At 46.7% G+C, this 16,955-nt stretch carries 8 protein-coding genes; 7 read left to right on the top strand and 1 reads right to left on the bottom strand.

All coding sequences use genetic code 11. From position 1 onward, the window contains the following. Window positions 1–99 precede the first annotated feature (99 nt). The 4 genes from AC4PM4_RS16505 to AC4PM4_RS16490 all read left to right on the top strand — a co-directional run bounded on the left by AC4PM4_RS16505 (window position 100) and on the right by AC4PM4_RS16490 (window position 11,242). Window positions 100–2,430, top strand: a complete 2,331-nt coding sequence (locus AC4PM4_RS16505; RefSeq protein WP_063564769.1) for a glycoside hydrolase family 95 protein — start codon at window positions 100–102, stop codon at window positions 2,428–2,430. 100 nt (window positions 2,431–2,530) lie between these two features. Beyond that, window positions 2,531–4,063: a response regulator gene (locus AC4PM4_RS16500; protein WP_063564768.1), complete on the top strand. Its 1,533-nt coding sequence runs from the start codon at window positions 2,531–2,533 to the stop codon at window positions 4,061–4,063. 296 nt (window positions 4,064–4,359) lie between these two features. Continuing rightward, window positions 4,360–8,955, top strand: coding sequence for an S-layer homology domain-containing protein (locus AC4PM4_RS16495; RefSeq protein WP_491614056.1), 4,596 nt, complete (start codon window positions 4,360–4,362; stop codon window positions 8,953–8,955). Window positions 8,956–9,121: 166 nt separating this feature from the next. Further along, window positions 9,122–11,242 (top strand): alpha-galactosidase, encoded by a 2,121-nt coding sequence (locus AC4PM4_RS16490; RefSeq protein ID WP_491614055.1) that lies wholly within the window; start codon window positions 9,122–9,124, stop codon window positions 11,240–11,242. A gap of 68 nt (window positions 11,243–11,310) precedes the next feature. On the opposite strand, the gene AC4PM4_RS16485 is transcribed toward AC4PM4_RS16490, so the two are convergent. Further along, window positions 11,311–13,068, bottom strand: coding sequence for a cache domain-containing sensor histidine kinase (locus AC4PM4_RS16485; protein ID WP_161490576.1), 1,758 nt, complete (start codon window positions 13,066–13,068; stop codon window positions 11,311–11,313). 223 nt (window positions 13,069–13,291) lie between these two features. On the opposite strand from AC4PM4_RS16485, the gene AC4PM4_RS16480 reads away from it, so the two are divergent. From AC4PM4_RS16480 to AC4PM4_RS16470, 3 genes are all read left to right on the top strand, one after another. Next, window positions 13,292–14,248, top strand: coding sequence for an ABC transporter permease (locus AC4PM4_RS16480; protein WP_063564765.1), 957 nt, complete (start codon window positions 13,292–13,294; stop codon window positions 14,246–14,248). A 28-nt stretch (window positions 14,249–14,276) separates the two neighbouring features. Then, window positions 14,277–15,167 carry a carbohydrate ABC transporter permease gene (locus AC4PM4_RS16475; protein WP_063564764.1) on the top strand — a complete coding sequence of 297 codons (891 nt, stop codon included), beginning with the start codon at window positions 14,277–14,279 and terminating at the stop codon, window positions 15,165–15,167. Between the two features lie 133 nt (window positions 15,168–15,300). After that, the gene (locus AC4PM4_RS16470; protein ID WP_079694826.1) at window positions 15,301–16,905 is read left to right on the top strand and encodes an extracellular solute-binding protein; all 1,605 of its coding nucleotides are present in this window, start codon (window positions 15,301–15,303) and stop codon (window positions 16,903–16,905) included. Window positions 16,906–16,955: the final 50 nt, after the last annotated feature.

Here is a 16,955-nt window from a genome sequence, read left to right as displayed (position 1 = left end):
TCAAACGCGCGCTTTTGTATCTCACAGATCGCGCGTTTGTCTGTTTTGGGTCATGAGTCTATCTGTAAAGATAATCACTATTGGACTGGAGGATATGATATGAACGATTTTACTTTATGGTATTCAACCCCTGCAGCGGATTGGTCTCAAGGCCTGCCGCTGGGCAATGGAAGAATAGGGGCGGTTGTTATGGCGTCTTCGCATCGAGAGGTATGGAGTATGAGCGAGGTCACCTACTGGTCGGGTCGAATTGATCCGGAGCACCCTTCCGAAGGAGGCAAGGCTGCACTTCAAGAGATGCGAGATCATTTTTTCTCTGGGGATTATGATGGAGGAGACCGTCTTGCCAAGCAGCATTTACAGCCAAAGAAACGTAATTTCGGCACCCATCTTGGATTATGTGATGTTGTTATTGATTTTGGGAAGAAGAATTCGGGTTCTGATGAAGCTGGAAGCTTCCAACGCGAGCTGGATCTGACTCATGCGCTGGCCGGGGCGTTCTGGAAGGATGACAACATCACGATTCTTCGTGAAGTTTTCGCTTCTCACGCCGATGATATAGTGGCCTCAAGAATTTGGAGCAATGCTCAGGGTTGCGTATCCTTTACACTTGGCTTGCAGGCAGGCACGGACTCATTCGAGGTAGTAGCCTTAGATGACAACACGCTTGAATTCCAAGGGCAGGCAACGGAAAATGTACATAGTGATGGGACTTGCGGCGTATGGGCCAAGGGTTTGGTCAAGTTGGTTGTATCCGGGGGTACCATCGTAAGTAGAGATGGTCGATTGAACGTGACCGGAGCGGATGAGGCATGGATTTATTTTAGTGTAAGCACGGATTATCGCCGTACAGATCAGGATTGGAAAACAGAGAACGAGTATACGCTGATGAAGGCTTTAAACAAGGGGTATGCCTTGCTTAGGGAGGATCATATCCGCGATTACGGCAAGCAATATGACAAGGTTGATATTCAGTTGGGGCTCAAGGGGAAATCCGGTCTGGCTACAGATCAACGTATTCGTTTGTTGGAACAGGGTAATGGGGATGAAGATCCGCAGCTGTACTCATTGTTTTTTCAATATGGACGGTATCTGACCATTGCGGGGTCTCGCGAGAACTCTCCGCTGCCACTCCATCTCCAAGGAATCTGGAATGATGGTGAAGCGTGCCGAATGGGCTGGAGCTGTGATTATCACCTTGATATGAATACCCAGATGAATTATTACCCCACAGAGATTACGAATCTAGGAGAGAGCCATCTTCCGTTATTTAGGTATGTTGAGGATCTGGCACAGGCGGGCAGGGAAACGGCTCGTAATGTATATGGATGCGATGGGTGGGTCGCTCATGTCTTCTCCAATATATGGGGCTTTACGTTGCCTGGATGGGAGACCTCATGGGGGCTGAACGTTACAGGCGGATTATGGCTGGCTACACACCTGATTGAGCATTATGAGTATAGTCAGGATCGTGTTTTCCTAGAGAATGTGGCCTATCCTGTACTTAAGGAATCCGCGGCTTTCTATCTGGACTACATGTGTGAGCATCCTCGGAACGGTTGGCTGGTGACGGGTCCTTCCAATTCGCCGGAAAATCATTTCTATTCTGATAATTCGAGAGAGGGGGCACAGCAGCTGTCCATGGGAACAACAATGGACCAGATGCTGGTGCGCAGGCTCTTCGAATTTTGTCTTAATTCAGTTGAACTTTTGAACAAAGACGAGGAACTTGGACGCAAGCTGGAAGAAGCAATCAGCAAGCTACCACCTCTACAGATCGGCAAGAAAGGTCAGTTACAGGAGTGGCTGGAGGATTATGAGGAGGTGCAGCCGGAGCATCGGCATTTGTCTCATATGTATGCGCTGTATCCGGACAATCAGATTACACCTGACCATACACCGGAACTCAGTACTGCAGCACGAGTAACGCTGGAGAACCGCATGGTCCAGGAAGAGCTGGAGGATGTTGAATTTACAGCTGCTTTGTTTGGACTGGGTTTTGCGAGATTGCACGATGGGGAGACGGCATATAAACACCTCTCACATTTGATCGGCGGCCTGTGCTTCGATAATCTGTTCACCTATTCCAAATCCGGAATTGCTGGAGCAGAGAGTAATATTTTCGTCGTTGATGGAAATTTCGGCGGTACAGCTGTCGTAGCGGAGATGCTGCTGCAAAGTTATGCGGGCGAGATCCACCTTCTCCCAGCGCTTCCACAGGCATGGAGCACCGGCTCGATAACTGGGCTGAGAGCAAAAGGAAATGCCGAGGTTGACATCGTCTGGGAGAATGGAAAGCTGACTTCTACGAACATTCACACTTTCTCGCCGGGAACGTTCACCATTTGTTGGGGCAACCATAGAACGATCCTTCATGCCGAAGCAGGCGAAAGTTACTATTTCAATAGCGAGCTGGAGTTGGTAAAATAACGATCTATACTTGAAAATAACTTTCATTTATATGGACCATGGTCCAACGGGGGGAAAAACATATAATAGAGACAGAAAGAGACAAAGGGAGGGGACGTTGATGTACAGTATTTTTTTGGTAGACGATGAAGAACTGGGACTTGAGATGATGAGGGATTACATTCGTTGGGAAGAGATGGGTATCTATATCATGGGAACGGCGAGTAACGGCAGGGAGGCCTTGGAGAAGATTGAGGCCACCCAGCCTGATATCGTTCTTACCGATGTTCAGATGCCGATAATGAACGGTATTGATCTGGCGAGAAAGATACATGAGAGCTACGACTCGATCCAGGTGATGTTTCTGACCGGGCACGATGAATTTCAATATGTAAAATCGGCTATCAACGTAGGGGCCGTGGGATATATGCTAAAACCTTTGGATTTAAACGAAATTGAAAGCGTTATCAGTAAAGTTAAACAGCGTTGTGAAGAAGTTGCAATGAAGAACCGTTCCATGGAGGCGGCCAAAGCCAATATCCTGAAGGAGTTATCTTACGAAAAAAATGAGGATCGTGCTCTTGATCTCGCTTTTAGTTTCAGCCGTCTAACCCGACAACCGGAGACCACCCGATATGCAATGGCCTTGTTCAGTATCGATCCCAAGGAGGCTGAAGAGGAACAGCAAAGTCTGGAGGAATGTACAGGACGGCTGGTGTCTTTTCTCGACCATTTCTTCAAGGCGAAGAACCTGAAAGCGATCTTTGTGGATTACAAGGAAGGAGAGACGGGTGTATTTATGGAAGCGGCCCAGCAGCCGGGACATTATGCGTGGGAAGACTTGGCTGAGGCTATTCGTAGTGCCCTCGATTTTACGGTGACGGCAGCTGTAGGAGGACAAGAGACAGAGTTATCCCATATTCACTGTCTGTACGAACAGACACGCATCGTTTTGAATGAGCGTTTCTATGAAGGTACAGGCACCATTATTCATGCGGAGTCGCTTTCGAACCAGTTTTATACGGAGCATATGCCCCCTTTTGAACAAAAGGAATGGTTTGAGGCCATTAACCGACTGGATTTTGAATGGGCGGCACAGAAGCTGCACGGGTATATTGAGGGGTTGGCAACACTGCGAGTTAAGAAGAAAATGATCTGCGACTGGTCGATAGATCTCGTTAATGAGCTGCTGGAGCAACTTCATAAACCTGTTCCGAAGCGGGCAGAGCTGTATCATTCCATCTATAATGCACTGACTCTGCATGAGATCGAGGATCTGATTCTCGGTACTGCGGAAGATGCCGTGAGTATGCTGGGTGAGCGGTTTATGGACAAAAATGCAAAATTGATTCACAAGGTCCGTACTCTCATCGATCAGAATTACAATCAGCCGATTACCATCAACAGCCTGTCTGATCAGGTCTATTTGTCACCAAACTATTTGAGATCCATTTTTAAGGACAAAACAGGTATGACCATTCACGATTATCTGACACGCATCAGACTGGATAAAGCCAGGGAACTGCTGGCAGATGGCTCGCTCAAGATTCACGATATCGCGCAGAACGTGGGCTATGAAAGTTCATCTTATTTTATATCTCTTTTCCTGAAGACAGAGGGCGTAACACCCAACGAATACAGGAAAAGTATATGAAGATACAGGCTGTCTGGTAACATCATGATCCTCCCGTTTTCCTTGAACATGATTTGGATAGGCTCCCTCTTATTAACCCATGATATGGCGAATGAAAGAGGCTTTCCTGTATGAATAGTAACAATGTGGTATGGAACATCCCCCTCCTCCTTTTTACAATTAGGCATATAGGAAAGGAAGGAGGAGAGAGGGGATTTAACAGCTCTTTATGAAAGCGATTACAGATGATGGCTGTGAACCGCCGCAGGATAGGCATATGGAGACCTAACTCAATCATAAGAAAATGGAGGCATGTTATGTTGGGACGGATTATGAAAAAAGGATTTGTGTTCTTTATCATTTTTTGCTTGGTAGTTGGCGGGGGCCAGTTCGTCCGAACAGCTCACGCCGATGATATGAATACCTATGAAGCCGAGGCCGAGGGGAATATTTTGCTTGGTAACGCGAAAATCTCTGATAGCCCGACGGCTTCAGGCGGCAAAAAGGTCGGAGGCATGTACCAAGGCAGTTCCTTGCAATTTAACAATGTTACTGTAAGTGAGACAGGAAATTATAAGATTTCCGTTTACTACATTTCAGGTGATTCGCGGCCGTTTAATATTAGTGCGAATGGCGGGGAGAAGCAATTTGAAGAACCGCCCAAGACAGTCGACTGGGATACGGTGGGAACGTATGATGTGACTCTTGCGTTGAACGCGGTTACCAACACAATCCTGATTGATGACAACAACTGGTATTCTCCCGACATCGACAAGATTGTGATCCGCGGTTTGGACAGTGACCACCCGGGAGAAGGTGGCGGAGACGGCTGGAAGAAAAATCTGCATGGTGCAATCATTGAGGCAGAAGCAGCCGACAATATTTTGAAAGGCAATGCCAAAGTGGTGGACAGCAGTATCAGTTCAGGCGGGAAAAAAGTAACGGATCTGAACAAAAACAGTTCACTGCAATTTACGAATGTTACTGTACCGGCAGATGGTACATATTTGATCCGAATATCTTATATTTCTGGTGACCAGCGACCTGTCTATATGCAGGTGAACAATGAGACGGATGAGATGATTGATCTGCCCAAAACGGCAAGCTGGAATACGGTAGGCACGTATGATGCAGAAGCTTCCCTCGATAAGGGAGTTAATACCATTACGTTCTCGGATCATGATGGTTACTCCCCCGATTTTGACCGAATTGAAGTAATCCCGTATACGCTTAGCTATGAAGCCGAAGATTCGGGCAATACACTGACTGGTGAAGCGCGTGTAACAGAGAGTCCGAATGCTTCCGGAGGCAAAAAGGTCGGCTACCTGAATGGCGGGAGCTCCTTGACGTTCAATAAAATTATAGCCCCAATGACAGGTGATTACCGCGTTAAGGTAGATTATTTTTCCGGTGATCCGCGGAGTTTCTATGTCCATGCGAATGATGGGGAAGAACAGTTCCACGACCTGCCTAAAACCCCGGATTGGGATACGGTAGGTACGTATGATCTTACCCTCCCATTAACTGAGGGCGAGAATACGATTACCTTTTCAGATAACAATGGCTATTCTCCCGATCTGGACCGAATTATCGTAGAGCCTGCGATAGAGACAGAACCCGAAAATCCAGGTGAAGGAGATGACGATCTGGGAACACCGGGTGACTCGCAACAATACGGGGATATCACGGTGACTGATTACACGTATGGCCTTCTGGTATCGAACGGACAATACGAAGTGTCTTATAATACCCAGACTGGATTCGTCGGCTATAGCTGGGCAGAAGGGCAGAAGATGCGGGGGATTTTCAGCAGCATTAAACTTGGTGACGGCCTTGTGGAAACCAAAGGTTATGAGAGTCATAAGAGCGGTGGAACACCTGTGGAGATTCAGGATGGATTCGGCAAAGGCATTGAGTTGAACTTTGTTCATACGTCAATTGGCAAACCAACCCTGAAGCAGGTCTATCGGTTTTATGAAGATAAATCGTATTTCCTCAACCGTCTGGATGCCTTCAGTGACACAGAGATCCAGAGTAATTACATGTCACCAATTACTGTGAAAAATACGGGTGGTGTGGATATCGGCGTCAGCTCGGATAATCGTGTACTGACAGTACCTTTTGACAATGACGCCTGGATTCGCTATAAATCTCAAACGATGAACCGGGCGGATACTAGCTACGAGATGACGACGGTATTCAATAACTCAACTCGTAACGGTCTGGTGATCGGTTCAGTAACCCATGATACCTGGAAGACCGGTATTGACTGGAAAGGCTCAGCTAATCGTCTGAATGAATTTGCTGTGTATGGTGGTGCAGCGAGTGACGTTACTCGCGATACCCAACCACATGGCAGCCTGACCGGTACTGAACTGTCCTCACCGCTGATTATGGTAGGTGGTTTCAGTGATTACCGCACAGGGCTTGAAGAATACGGTAAAGCCAATGCGATTATTACACCTCCGCTGGCGTTGAATCCGGAGCTGCCACAAGGTGTTCCAGTAGGTTGGAATAGCTGGGGAGCTTATGACAGCGGGCTTTCGTATCAGAACGTAGTGGATGTGTCCAATTATTTCAAGAATAACCTTAAGAAATTCAACAATAACGGAAATGTATTCATTAATATGGATTCCTACTGGGATAATCTAAGTGATGCAGAGCTTGCCCAAGCCGTATCTGTAATTAAGGACAATGGTCAGCATGCAGGCATCTATTGGGGACCATTTGTGTATTGGGGCAACGATATGAGCCAAAAAGTAGATGGTACCAACGGGCAATATACGTATGGTGATATTGTGCTCAAGGATGCTCAGGGGAAACCTCTGCCTACGCTGGATGGAGCATATGCACTGGATGTGACACATCCGGGGAGTCAAATGCGTATGAATTATTTTCTGGATAAGTTTAAATCACTTGGATTCACATTCATCAAACTGGATTTCCTGACCCATGGATCACTGGAAGGCCAACACTATGACACTACCGTGACGACAGGAATCCAGGCATACAATGAAGGGATGCGTTATGTCGAAGATCGATTGGATGGGAAAATGTTTATTAGTGCGTCCATTGCTCCGATTTTTCCAAGTCAATACGCGCATAGCAGACGGATCTCTTGTGACACCTATGGCAAAATCAATGAGACGGAGTACATGCTTAATTCATTGACATATGGTTTCTGGCAAAATGGAACGATCTATTCTTATACAGACCCAGATCATTTGGCATTAAGCAGTGCTTCAAGCCTGGAGGAAGCCCGTAGTCGGGTAAATTCCGGTGTGATTGCCGGCACGGTGATGATGGATTCCGATGATGTGAACGATCCCAAGGCACAGGAATACATGACAGCATTGTACAATAACACGGATGTTCTTCAGGTGGCGCTGAAAGGAAAAGCATTCAAGCCGCTTGAAGGGAATACGAATGCAAATGCTGCGGATACGTTTGTTCTGAAAGACGGCAATAATTATTACCTTGCCGTATTTAATTACAGCGCCAATAGTTCAGCGAACAAAACGATTAATTTGGGTCGTGCCGGATTGAATGAATCCAAATCCTACACGTTACAAGATTTGTGGACAGGTGAATCTTCGTCAGCCACGGGTTCATGGTCCATCTCGCTTGGACCGGCTGAATCGAAGTTGGTTAAATTGACCGAAAAACCAGTCAATCCGGAAAATCCAGGCAACCCAGGCAACCCAGGCAACCCAGGCAACCCAGGTAATCCAAGCAACCCTGGCAACAATGGCAATACCAATAATACTAGCGGGAACTCCGGAAATAGCTCGACCCCGGAGAACGATACAGCAAAACTGGTCATCACAGCCGATATGCTGAAAGTGGACAGTGGGGCAGGGAAAGCCGTTGTGGACATAAAGGCTGGTACTCAGGAGCTACAATTGTCATCTGATGTTTTACGCCAGCTCGGCGACCGTGCACTGGAAGTGAAATCAGGCATATTAACCCTGCAAGTACCTGCGAGTTTGTTCCAGCAGCTGTTGAGCAAGCTACCAGCGGGGCAACAGGAAGATAGTACCATTTCCTTGAAAATGGTTTTGCTTGGCAGCAAGGCCAAGGAGGTCATTGCTGCAGTGGAATCATCTTCCCGGGCAACGGTTTCCCTTAAGGGAGAAATCTATGAATTCAGCCTTTCGGTAACAACTAAATCTGGTACAACCGAAACACTCTCTGCGTTCGATCATCCGGTTACGCTGAGTCTGGAAGCGGCTGAAGGCTTCGACCCTTCACAGGGGGGGATTTATTATATTAACGAAAATGGGAAATTGGAATTTCTCAAATCGGATTACGTGAATGGCGTATTAACGACTAAAGTGAGCCACTTCAGCAAGTATGCCGTTCTGGAACTGAATCGGACGTTTGCCGATGTTCCGGCCAATCATTGGGCTAGCTCTGTAATCAAGGAGTTAGCAGCAAAGGGGTATGTTGAAGGCACAAACGAAGATCAATTTGAGCCAGGACGTGCAGTCACTCGCGCTGAATTCACCGCCATGCTCGTTCATTCTCTGGGACTGACCGTAGCAGGGGAAGTACAATTTACAGATGTAGCGACAGATGCCTGGTACGCGGAACCTATCGCGATCGCGACCCAAGCTGGTATTGTCAACGGCCGAAGCACAACCAGTTTCCAGCCGGACGCACGGATTACCCGAGAGGAAATCACGGTGATGCTGATGAAAGCATACAAACTGAATGATGGGAAAGTGCCTGTTGGTTCTACAGATATCTTGTTTACAGATATGGCTCAGGTTTCTTCATGGGCAACTGCTTCGGTAAAGGATGCAGCCAAACTAGGACTAGTTCAAGGCCAAAGACAGGGGCAGTTTGTGCCTAAAGGGATAGCTTCCCGTGCAGAGGCGGCTCAGGTCATCTATAACCTGATTTTGAAGTAAGATTTAAGGCTGCGAATTGCATCGCAGCCTTATTTTCATAATTTGAAATGAGAGATGATTTCCCCTATGGATTGTAAGAATGCGATATGGCTAATTTAACTCCTGCTTCCTACAATAATAGGTATGTTCACAACACACAGCACGAGGGTAACAGGAACTCGAAAGGATGATAAACTTGACGATTCAATATAATGAACAACTACGTATATTTGCAATACAGACGCAAAATTCGTCCTACATTTTCGGAATCAATGAGAGAGAACACCTCCAGCATCTGTATTGGGGTGACCCCGTAGACATCGAGGACAGCGCTCCGTTGCTCCATCTACAATCCCATAGCTCTTTTGATGCGGAAGTGGAAGGAGAGATGGAGGAATATAGCTTCTGGGGAGGTGCATCTTATACAGAGCCATCTCTGAAACTGCGTATGCCTGATGGTGTCCGCGATCTTCAGGTAAGGTATGACCGTCATGAGATCATTGAACAGGATGGCAGACAGACGTTGATCATCACGTTGAAGGATCAGGTGTATGCACTTGAAACGCAGCTGGTATATCGGGTCATTCCGGAATTCGACCTGGTGGAGCGTTACGCCAATATCGTAAATACGGGACAGGAGGATATCGTGCTGGAAAGCATGCAATCTGCAGCCTGGACTTTGCCATATCTCCAGGATTACCGCCTGACGCATGTTACGGGGAAATGGTCGGGTGAATTCCAACTGCGCAATACCGTTTTGACAGAGGGAAAAAAGATACTTGAATCGCGGAGAGGTTTCACGGACGGTCATGCCAACCCATGGTTTGCGATTGATGATGGTCTTTCGACAGAAAGCGGCGGCGGGGTATGGTTTGGTGCTCTGGCCTGGAGCGGCAACTGGAAGATTGTTGCGGAGAAGACCCCATTCACGCATGTGCGGGTAACAGGTGGCATCAATGATTTTGACAATGAATGGTTGCTGGGTGCGGGCGAAACGTTTGAGACGCCTGTCTTTGTCGGCGGATTCAGCCCAGAAGGCTTTGGCGGAATGAGCCACCGCTTGCATCAATATCAATACAATTACATACTGCCTCGCAGTGAAATCGGGAAAGTGCTTTACAACTCCTGGGAAGCTACCTACTTCGATGTTAACGCACAGGACCAAATGGCGCTTGCCGAGCGGGCAGCCAAGATGGGCGTGGAGCTGTTCGTCGTGGATGACGGCTGGTTTGGACAGCGGCATTCTGACCGAGCGGGGTTGGGCGACTGGAACGTGAATATGGAGAAGTTCCCGAACGGACTTGTTGAGCTGATTGACCGGGTTCACGGACTTGGGATGGAGTTCGGCATATGGGTAGAGCCGGAGTCGGTCAACCCAGATAGTGATCTCTATAGAGCACATCCAGACTGGGTATATCATTTTGAGACCCGGGGACGTACGGAGCTTCGCAATCAGCTGCTGCTGAATATTTCCAAGCCGGAGGTTAAGCAATACATTATCGATTTTATGACCGAACTGCTTGGCAACCATGAGATTAAGTTCATTAAATGGGACATGAACCGGACCATCACGGAGCCTGGCATGAAGGGGCACCCTATTAACCGCCAGAAAGAAGTATGGGTAAGGCATGTCCAGAGTCTCTATGATATCTGGGCACAGCTGAGAACCAAGTTCCCGGATGTGGAGTTTGAGACTTGCGCAGGAGGTGGCTCGCGGATTGATTTGGGTATCTTCCGTTATGCCGACCAGTCCTGGCCGAGTGACAATACGGATGCGTTCGACCGTCTGAGCATTCAGGAAGGCTTCTCCTATACGTACGCACCACGTATGATGACCTGTTGGGTAACTGAGTCACCTACAGGAATGAACGGTCGAAACGTCTCCCTGAAGTATCGTTTCCACAGTGCAATGATGGGCACGCTTGGTATTGGCTCCAATCTGAACGAGTGGAGTGATGAATGGATTGGGCAGTCCGGGGAATTCATCGGTCAGTACAAAGCCATTCGCCATCTCGTGCAATTCGGCAGACAATTCCGCCTGACTTCGCTTCGACATAAGGGGGTTACGGCTGTCCAGTACAGCGATGCTGCAGGAAGTGATCATGTGCTGTTCGCTTTTCTTTACTCGCAGAAGCTGGGTGAACCGTTGCCTAGACTCCGTTTGGCAGGTCTTCATGCTAACAAGACCTATCTCATTGAAGAGCTGGGATTATCGGTCAGTGGCCGTGCGCTGATGAACATCGGGGTGGAGCTGCCTCTACGTGGCGATTTCGACAGCCTAGTGTATCGTATCCGTGAGCAGGTATAAAAGGATGCTGTAGAATGGTTTAAAAGGAGTGCTTTGCAAGCCACTAGTGGCTGCACTGCACTCCTTTTTTATTGGATCTCTTTTTGTGGCAGACGGATTTGGACCGTGGTTCCCATGCCTAGTTTGCTATACACTTTTACACCGTAATATTCACCAAATTTCAGCTTAATTCTCCGATCCACATTTGAAATGCCATAGCCGCGTCCTTCTTTCTCTTCAAACAAAGACTGAAGCGTCTCACGCCGCATGCCCATTCCATCGTCTATAACAGATAAGATGATACTATTATTCTCGATGACGCCCTTGATATGGATATTTAGGGGCCGATCCTGGTTCCAAAGTGCATGAATCACTGCATTCTCCACAAAAGGCTGTAACGCAAGCTTTACGGTCGAATAGGGCAAGATCGATTGATCTATCGTGTAGGTGATATTCAGCTTGCCTTTAAATCGAATAAGCTGAATGGCATTATAGCTCTGCGTCAATTTCAATTCCTCATTGATGGTCAGGATGCTCTTTCCTTTATTCAGGGATATCCGATAAAACTTGGCTAGATGAAGGACCATATCCTGGATCTGCGGATCCTGATGCTTTACGGCCAGAGAGGAGATCGAGCCGAGTGTGTTATACAGAAAGTGAGGATTGATCTGAGCTTGAAGCAGGTCAAGCTCGGCTTCCTTACTCTGTAGCTCCTTCTGGTAGACCTCCGTAACCAGACTTTTCAGCCGGGTTGTCATCTGTTCGAATGCAAAGTGAAGCTGTCCTATCTCATCATTGCCCATTTGTTCCTCATGGGTAGGATTGAAATCCCCCCGTTCAATGCGCCGAATCATGCGAATTAACGTCCTGATACGTTTGCTGAACAGCGATGCAGTAATATAAATGAGCAACAGCGCCACGCCGATGAAGCCCAGTGAAATTTTGATAATAAGCTGAGAGAGAGATTTGGCATCTTTGATAATACTGTCGTAAGGGAAGATGGACACCGTTTTCCAGCCATTTTTAAGCGTGTTATAGACCGCTAGAGCCTTCACGTCTTGATACGTTGTATCAAATCTGCCTGAAGGCGTCTCGTCAAAATTTTGATGAAGCAATTCGGGCAAGCTTGTATTGATTAACTGTTTGTCCGCTGAAGAAAGAATAATGCCCTTGTCATTTATAATAAAGATATCTTTGCCGCCTGCTTCTTTTTCCATGAGAGAGTAGATGACAGACTCGGAAATTTGAAAGACCAGCATTCCGTAGGGATACTGATTACTGTTGTTGTTCAGCAGCCGGGCAAGCGTAAACATGGCGGGACTATTCTCTGTCTGCGGCGATGAGAGATGAATAATGTTCCCATAGGATTGTTTCAATTTGTGGAACAGTTCCGTGTTCTGAACTTCGGGTGTAATCGGCCGGATATAATAATTGTCTTTGGGCAGAGATGGATTGTCCGAATAAATGAATGCGCTATCAAAATCGGGGTAGGCAGCCATCACGGTGTCGATTCGATTGCCAATATAATTATAGACATCCAAATAAGACGGATCATCCTGATACTCGTTCGTAAGGTAATTGGCAAGGCGGTTATCCAAATAAATGGAGGCGGAAATATGTTCGTAGCTATCCAGTTTATTCTCCAGATTTTTAGTGATCTGAGCTGTGGAGTTCGTCATGTTGATGTAGATCTGCTCGGTAAGTTTCGTTTTGGTAAGTTCATAGGAAAAATAAACCAATAACATCATTGGAATGATGGTGACGAGTACAAATACCATAAATAGTTTGGAACGAAAGCTCAGGTTAACAAAAGGCATGTATATGTATTTTCGATAGAATTGGCGCATTTGGAAGCCCTCTCTTGACTGATTATTCGTTGCACAATTCATCATAGCAGAGTGAATATGGAAAACCAATCCTCTCTTTTTACAAAAACATCTTTAAAAAGCGGTATCTTTCGGAGAATTCGACTATGGCAAGCGATCTGCGTCAAATTTATGATAAATAGGAGAGAAGTTGAATCAAGATATGGCCGGCCATGCTGCTGTATAGAAAAAGGGAGGGTACTTAATGCATAAGGTAAGCGCTATCAAAACAGTCAGGAGCAATAATCTGATAAGCAGACTAAAAGAGCAAAAATGGTTATTCGTGCTTATGCTTCCTGCCTTCATTGCGACATTGCTATTTTCCTATGGTCCGATGTTCGGACTGTATATGGCGTTTACGAATTATCAGCCGGGTGGGGGATCTTTTTTATACCAGTTCTTCCATGCCGAATTTGTAGGTTTCCAGTGGTTTGAGTATTTCTTTACAACAGGGGATTTCTATCGGGTTATGCGTAATACGCTTGCGACAAGCTTGCTGACGCTGTTCTTCGGATTTCCTGCGCCAATCATTCTCGCGCTTGTACTTAATGAAGCGAGACAGGGATTTTTCAAACGTTTTGTACAGACGGTTTCTTATCTGCCGCATTTTATCTCATGGGTTATTGCAGCCAACATTGTAATTACGCTGCTTGCTTCGGATGGAATGCTTAACAATATTCTGGTTCTGCTGGGCATTGTCAAAGAACCAGTCGCATTTTTGCAGAACGGGCCTCTATTCTGGTGGATTATCGCATTGTCGAACATGTGGAAAGAGATGGGGTTCAGCGCCATTATGTATCTCGCCGCAATCGCTTCCATTAATCCGGAGCTCTACGAAGCGGCCAGGGTGGACGGAGCCAGCCGATTTAAGCAAATGTGGCATATAACGCTGCCATCCATGCGCCCTACTATTGTCATATTGGCTATTCTCGCGGTTGGAGGCATTTTGAATGCAGGATTTGAACAGCAATACCTGCTGCAAAATAATACCGTGCTTGAATACTCCGAAGTTATTGATATTTATGCTTACAAATACGGACTACAGAACAGCATGTTCTCTTACGGTGCTGCCGTGGGGATGTTCAAATCCGTTGTTGCCTTTATTCTTGTCCTCATCGTGAACCGGATTTCCAGAAAAGTGAACGACCAGGCGTTGTTCTAACTACAAAAGACAGAGGGGAGCGCTTGTGATGATTCTGAACAGATTCGGGGATCGTATTTTCAAAATTATTGTGTATTTCATTCTTATTCTCGTATTACTGGTTACATTTCTTCCGTTTTGGAATATACTCGTTCTTTCATTGAACAGCGCGGAGGATACGGTACGGGGCGGCGTTTACTTGTGGCCCAGGGACTTGACCTTGGACAGCTATCAGCAGATTTTGAAAGATAGTGAGATTTTAAACGGGCTGTGGGTAACCGTCAAACGGACGCTGATTGGCGCACCGCTATCGGTTCTCGTCATTACGATGCTTGCGTATCCGCTAAGTCGGCGGAATCTGGTTGGCCGCAAAGGCTGGAACCTGTACTTTATCTTTACCATGTATTTCAGTGGTGGACTCATTCCGTTCTACATGGTGCTTAAGGCACTGAACATGATCGATACATTTTCGGTGTTTATTTTGCCAAGTTTGATGAATGTCTTCTATATGATTATTGTCCGTACCTTTATGGAGCAGCTGCCCCATGAGATTGAAGAATCGGCAAGGGTAGATGGGGCTAACGATCTGACGATTTTCTTCCGGATTGTGATGCCGCTGACAACACCTGTACTTGCCACAATAGGACTTTTTCAAGCGATTGGGCATTGGAATGCCTGGTTTGATTCCTATGCGTTCACCTACAGCTCGGACCTGAAGACCCTGCAGGCCGTGCTCGTCAAAATCTTGAATCAATTTCAGACTGGCGGCATGATTTCACAATCGCAGATGCTGGCCAACTCTGCTAAACGAAATGCTGTTTCGAGTGATACCATTCGAATGGCTGCTACCATGGTGGCCACCTTACCAATCGTTATGGTGTACCCGTTCCTGCAAAAATACTTTGTTAAAGGCATGACTTTGGGAGCTGTTAAGAGTTAATCTATTCCGTGATCCGGTTGCAGGGAAGGCTTGTCCGGTGGCTTCTCCCTGAAAGGGGGTGGGCAAAGATCGTTTTGGAAATGCTCAATCTAGCACTACAGGAATTTATTCATTGGGAGGAATTAGGGTGTCAATGATAAAGACAAAAAAATGGATGACCATGGGAATTACGGCTGCATTAGTCGTTGGTTTGCTTGCGGGCTGCTCCTCCAATGATGGGGAGAATAATACAGCGGGTAAAGATGGGGAACAAGGGCCGATTACGCTGACGTGGTTTGATGGCAATACCAAAGGAGAACCATTTACCGATGCAATTGCCCAGGAAATTACCAAAAAGACGGGCATAGAGATCTCCATCCAACAACCAACAGGTAATCCAACGGAAAAACTAAGCTTGATGCTCGCCAGTGGTGACTATCCGGATGTGGTGGTCATGAGTCGGGGAGACGCTTCACTTGATAAGTACATTTCAAGCGGTGCATTCATTCCACTGGATGAGTTAATTGAAAAGTATGGTTCTGACTTGAAAGAGATGTATGGCGAAACATTGACCAAAACACGTTATACAGACGGCAAGAACTACTATCTGGCAAACTGGTATGGACTCGACAGTGACCCGGTCTTCGGTATGCTGATGAGACAAAACCTACTGGAAGAGTTTCTTCCAGACAAAGCAGATGGTTCAAAGCCACTTACAACGGATGAGTTTGAAGCACTCCTGAAAAATTTTAAAGAAAAATACAACACGATTGATGGCAAAGAGTCCATTCCCATGACGATGAACGGTGAGAACATGGGCGCGAATTTGGGAACATTCAAAGGCATGTGGGGCTTAAAAGCCTACTATGACAACAATGGACGTCTGCAATATGATGTTAAAGACCCCAAATATCGCGAGATGCTGTTATATATCAATCGCTTATATAGAGAAGGTCTGATTGAGAAGGAATTTGCGATCAGCAAAACACAGACTTGGATTCAAAAGCTGACGACTGGCGCAGTATTCTCTACACCAGGTGCCTATTGGGACCCAGGTAACGGCAATGGAGCCTTGAAGAAAGATGGCGGGGAAAAGAATCAGTTGTTCGCATACAAGGTTGTTGCTCCAGGTGTAGACCCGGCTCAAACAACATTTGGCCCAAGAAGCTCGCTTGGATGGGATGCCATTGCGATTACCAAAAACAACAAACACCCGGAAGAAACCATAAAGCTGTTTAATTATCTGGCGAGTGATGAAGGACAGCATTTGCTGCTGTGGGGCAAGGAAGGCGAGCAATACACTATGGTGGATGGCAAGCGACAACCGGACCCTGCATTCCTGAAAAGCTTCAAGGATAACTGGGATGATACGGTGAAGAAAAGTGGCGTTCGTAAATGGTTATGGTTTGTCAAAAATGGCCTGGATCCAAATGGACAGCCGTACGACATGGCCGTTAAATTCCAACGCAGTGAAGTGGATGAACTGGCCCTCAAGAGTCTTGGTGATTCCGTATGGGATACAGCACAGTATGATAACCTGAATCCGGATGGGGGAACACCTCAAGCACTGACGGCCCAGAAGGTGAAGGATATTATGGATCAGAGCATTACGAGAGCCATTATTGCTCCAAGTGAAGCTGAAGCCAACTCCGTATTTGACAAGATGCTGGAGGATATGAAGAAGGCTGGCGATGAGAAAGTGGAAGATATCATTAACGAGAAATATGCTCAGCGTATGGAACTGTGGTCTTCCAAGTAATTGAAGAGTAAATTTGGTAATAAGAAGCGTCCCGGGATGGTCAGGGACGC

This window comes from Paenibacillus sp. MDV22-iso6 (assembly GCF_058408365.1).
This window is presented reverse-complemented; position numbering and strand designations above follow the sequence as displayed.

Bases quoted from the DNA above. Each gene is read 5' to 3' on its own strand.
- AC4PM4_RS16505 (WP_063564769.1), top strand. From the start codon at position 100: ATGAACGATTTTACTTTATGGTATTCAACCCCTGCAGCGGATTGGTCT.
- AC4PM4_RS16500 (WP_063564768.1), top strand. From the start codon at position 2,531: ATGTACAGTATTTTTTTGGTAGACGATGAAGAACTGGGACTTGAGATG.
- AC4PM4_RS16495 (WP_491614056.1), top strand. From the start codon at position 4,360: ATGTTGGGACGGATTATGAAAAAAGGATTTGTGTTCTTTATCATTTTT.
- AC4PM4_RS16490 (WP_491614055.1), top strand. From the start codon at position 9,122: ATGATAAACTTGACGATTCAATATAATGAACAACTACGTATATTTGCA.
- AC4PM4_RS16485 (WP_161490576.1), bottom strand. From the start codon at position 13,068: ATGCGCCAATTCTATCGAAAATACATATACATGCCTTTTGTTAACCTG.
- AC4PM4_RS16480 (WP_063564765.1), top strand. From the start codon at position 13,292: ATGCATAAGGTAAGCGCTATCAAAACAGTCAGGAGCAATAATCTGATA.
- AC4PM4_RS16475 (WP_063564764.1), top strand. From the start codon at position 14,277: ATGATTCTGAACAGATTCGGGGATCGTATTTTCAAAATTATTGTGTAT.
- AC4PM4_RS16470 (WP_079694826.1), top strand. From the start codon at position 15,301: ATGATAAAGACAAAAAAATGGATGACCATGGGAATTACGGCTGCATTA.